The 4,221-nt window shown below is 71.0% G+C and carries 4 protein-coding genes; all 4 read right to left on the minus strand.

Annotated elements, in window-relative coordinates:
- The coding region (locus AB0M52_RS31405) for a substrate-binding domain-containing protein (RefSeq protein ID WP_363961209.1) at positions 1-845 on the minus strand (845 nt) is incomplete at its 3' end.
- A 32-nt stretch (positions 846-877) separates the two neighbouring features.
- Complete coding sequence (locus AB0M52_RS31410; RefSeq protein WP_363961211.1) at positions 878-1,891, minus strand: ABC transporter permease; 1,014 nt, start codon at positions 1,889-1,891, stop codon at positions 878-880.
- Positions 1,888-2,913, minus strand: a complete 1,026-nt coding sequence (locus AB0M52_RS31415) for an ABC transporter permease (protein WP_363961213.1) — start codon at positions 2,911-2,913, stop codon at positions 1,888-1,890. The genes AB0M52_RS31410 and AB0M52_RS31415 overlap by 4 nt, the downstream gene beginning before the upstream one ends.
- On the minus strand, positions 2,910-4,221 hold a 1,312-nt coding region (locus AB0M52_RS31420; protein ID WP_363961215.1), incomplete at its 5' end, for a sugar ABC transporter ATP-binding protein. The genes AB0M52_RS31415 and AB0M52_RS31420, both read right to left, overlap by 4 nt.

Consider the following 4,221-nt stretch of genomic DNA (forward strand, 5'->3'; position numbering starts at 1 on the left):
GCGCCGGCGTCCATCCACACGCCGTCGATCTGACCCACGCGCTGGAGGTAGTCGGACACGATGCTCTTGGTCTTGGCCGCGTCGCCGTCGGTGAACTCCACACCGGCCACGTCGAGCTCGCTGCCGGCGAAGATCTCGTTGGCGGCCGCCCACCGCTGCTCGAGCACGTCCACGCCGGGCAGGATGCGCAGGGCGAGGATCTTGCCGCCCGGCTTGACCTTCTCCTTCAGGAACTCCGCACCGTCGGCGCCGAAGGCGAAGCCGCCGATGGGGTGGATGAAGGTGACCGGACAGGTGGTGTTGACGCCCCGGTCGAACACGATCACCGGCACGCCGGTCGCGCACGCCTGCTCGACCGCCGGCGTCAGCGTGGCGGTGGTGTTCGGCGAGATGATGATCGCGGAGCAGTTCTTGGCCGCCAGCGACTGGATGTCACTGATCTGCTTGTCGTCCTTGGCCTCCGCGTCCAGCACGGTGAACGTGCTGATCTCCGGGTGCAGCTTCACCTCCTCCTGCATGGTCTTGTAGCCCACCTGCCGCCAGGGGTTGTTCACCGCGGCGTTGGAGAAGCAGAGGGTGTAGTTCCCGCCAGGCTTGGCGAACTTCGCGGTGTCGACCAGCTCCGGGGCGAGCATCTGCTCCCACGGCTTGCCGTCCGGGCCCTCCGGCGTGGCGCTGCGGAACGCCAGCTGGCGGTCGTATTCGGCCTGGTCGAAGAACTCCGACTTGGCGGCCTCCGAACTGGACGGCGAGTCGCCAGGGGTGTTGTCGGCGGGCAGGTCGCTGGAGCAACCGGCGAGCGCGAGCGCGCCCGCCAGGACCACCACGGACCATCTCTTGGTCATTATCGTTGATCTCCTTACTAGCTGCGCGGACATCAGGAGGAGGCGGGTTGCGCCGGTCGTACGCGGTCCCGCTGTTTCGGCCACAACCGCAGCCGTTGCCGCACACCGCCGCCGAGTGATGCGTAGGCGACGGCGACGATGATGATCACGCCCTGCACCGCTGACTTGAGGGCGCCGCTCACGCCGAGCAGGTTCAGCAGCGTGAACAGGGCCTCCAGGGACAGCGCGCCGGCGGCGGCGGCGACCACCGACCCCCGGCCGCCGCCGAGGAGCACGCCGCCCAGTACGACGGCGGTGATCGCCCGGAACTCCAGGCCGTTGCCGACCTGCGCCGAGACGCCGGCGAACCCGCCCAGCAGGATCGCGGCGACCGCGGCGAGCAGCCCGGACAGGGCGAAGGCGAGCAGCCGGAGCCGGTCCACCTGGCCGCCGGACAGTCGTACGGTGGCCTCGTTGTCGCCGACCGCCACCAGGGCCCGACCGGTGCCGCCGCGCATGAACAGCACCGCGGCGACCAGGATCGCCAGCAGGATGAGCACCGACCACGGGACCTCGCCGAGCAGCGGGACATCCACGGCGCCGCGCCCGAACATCCGGAACCCTTCGGACAGGGCGCCGCGGGGGGCACCGCCGGTCCACAGGAACGTCGCGCCGTCGAGCACGAGCAGCATGCCGAGCGTGACGATGAACGACGGCACCAGCAGTTTCGTGGTGACCAACCCGTTGACCAGGCCGACCAGCAGGCCGAACCCGAGCACGAGCGGGATCACCCAGGCCGCCGCCGACTCGTCACCGTCGATAAGCCGTGCCGCGATGACCACACCGGCGGTCACCAGGGCACCCACCGACAGGTCGAATCCGCCGGAGACGATGACGAGGTACTGCCCGATGGCGAGGATCATCAGCGGCGCGGCACGTTTGAGCAGCGCCAGGTAGCCGGCGGGCTCGCTGTAGGCCGGGCCGACGATCGCGAGGCCGATGAGCAGCAGGAGCAGGAAGACGAGGGCCGGTGCGGTGCCCTCGGCCAGGCGGGGACGCCAGGTCATGTCAACCTCCCGTGGGCGCGGTTGGCGGTCATGCGCCGGGCGTAGAGCGCGACCGCGGTCACGAGTACGACTCCGCGCACCACGTCCTTGAAGAACGGGTCGACCTCGAGGGCGTCGAAGGTCGTGTCCAAGGTGGCCAGGATGAGGACGCCGCCGATGGTGCCGGCGATGCCGCCCCGGCCACCGGCGAGCAGCGTCCCGCCGAGCACGACGGCGGCGATCGACTCCAGGTCGTAGCCGGCGTCGGTGCCGACGTACGGGGCGCCGGACCCGAGTCGGCTGGCGAGGTAGATCCCGGCGAGGCCGGCGGCGACCGAGCACAGCACGTGCGCGGTGACGATGGTTCGGCGGGTCCGCACCCCGGACAGCCGGGCCACCTCGATGTCGCCGCCGACGGCGTACATGTGGTAGCCGGGGCGGGTCCGGGTGAGGTACCACCAGGCCAGTGCGGCGACGGCCAGCATGAGCAGCGCCGCGATCGGCACCGGGCCGATCCGGTCGTAGCCGAGGTGCTGGAATCCGCGCGGTACGTCGCCGGCCGGCCCGGTGTAGTTGTCCTCGAGGTAGCCGCGCAGGATCAGCGCCACGCCGAGCGTGGCGATGAACGCGTGGGCCTTGAGGACGGTGATGACCAGCCCGTTGACCAGACCGACGCCGGCGGCCACGGCGAGGGCGAGCAGCACGCCGGGCACGACCATGCCGTCCTGCCCGGCCATCGTCTCCGCCGCGATCAGCGAGGTGAGACCGACCAGGTAGGCGACGGACAGGTCGAGGGATCCGGTGAGGATCACCATCGTCTGTCCTATCGCCACCAGGCCGAGCGCGGTGGCCCGGGTGAGGATGTTGAGGATGCCGTTCTGGTCGAGCAGGACCTCGCCGCGCAGTCCGACGAGCACGCTGCCGATGACCAGCAGGGCGACGAGGGCGAGGTAGACGATGACGGTCGGGTGGAGTCGCCGGTGCACCGCCGCCCGGGTGGCCTTCTGCTTGGTCGGTCGGGTGTTCTCCTGAAGTGTGCTCACGCCACCTCACCGATCCCGTGCCCGGTGGCCAGCGCCATCACGGCCCCCTCGCTCGCGCCGGCGGGGAGTTCACCGGCCAGCGCACCGTCGTGCATGACAAGGATCCGGTCGCTCATCCCGATCAGTTCGGGCAGCTCCGAGGAGATCATCAGGACCGCCACGCCGCGCTTGGCGAGGTCGCGGAGCAGCTCGTGCACGGCCCGCTTCGCGCCGACATCGATGCCGCGGGTCGGCTCGTCGATCAGCAGCACCGTCGGCTCGACCGCCAGCCACTTAGCGAGCACGACCTTCTGCTGGTTGCCGCCGGACAGGAAGCGCACCTCCTGGTGCTCGCCGCGGGCGACCACGGTCACCTTGTCCAGCAGCGCCCGCACGTCGGACTTGGCGCGGGAGCGCGTGCCACGCAGCGCGGCGCGGCGCACCAGCAGCGTGTTGTCGCGTACGGATTGGCGGAGGGCCAGCCCGTCGCCCTTGCGGTCCTCGGTGACCAGCGCGATCCCGAGGCGCACCGCGGTGCGGGGCCGGGTCACCCGCCGTGCCGACCCGTCCACCTCCATCGCGCCGCGGGTGAACGGCTCGACACCGAACACCGCCCGCGCGACCGCCGAGCGGCCGGACCCTTGCAGGCCGGCCAGGCCGACGATCTCCCCCGCGCGCACCTCGAGGTTCAGGTCGCGGACGCGGGTGTTGCCGGCGCCGCGCAACGCGAGGCGGACCGGCCCGAGGTCGTCGGGGGCGGCCCGGTCCGGGTAGTACTCGCCCAGGTCGCGGCCCACCATATGCCGGACAAGATCCTCCGAGGTCAGTTCGCTGGTCGGGGCGCAGGTGACGAACTGGCCGTCCTTGAGCACGGTGATCCGGTCGGAGAGGTCGAACACCTCGCGCATGCGGTGTGAGACGTAGAGGATCGCGATGCCCCGCTCGCGCAGTCGGCGCACCAGGTCGTAGAGCAGTTCGACCTCGTGATCGGCGAGCGCGGCGGTGGGCTCGTCCATGCCGAGCACCCGGGCGTTGGTCGACAGCGCCTTGACGATCTCCACGACCTGCCGCTGGGCGACCGACAGCGACGAGACGGGGTCGGCCGGATCGATCCCGTCCTCGCCGAGCCAGTCCAGCAGTTCGCGGGTGTCGGCGATCATGCGCCGCCGGTCGACCTGCATCCGCCGTACGGGCTCGCGGCCGAGGTAGACGTTCTCGGCGACGCTGCGGTGCGGCAGCAGGGTGAACTCCTGGTGGATGATCGCGATGCCGGCCCGCTGCGCGTCGCTGGGACTGGCGAAGGACACCTCGCCGCCGTCGACCTCGATG

This window comes from Micromonospora sp. NPDC051296 (assembly GCF_040682255.1).
Lineage (GTDB): Bacteria > Actinomycetota > Actinomycetes > Mycobacteriales > Micromonosporaceae > Micromonospora > Micromonospora craterilacus.

Excerpts from the sequence above, each read along its gene's own strand:
- AB0M52_RS31410 (WP_363961211.1), bottom strand. The coding sequence starts at position 1,891 with ATGACCTGGCGTCCCCGCCTGGCCGAGGGCACCGCACCGGCCCTCGTC.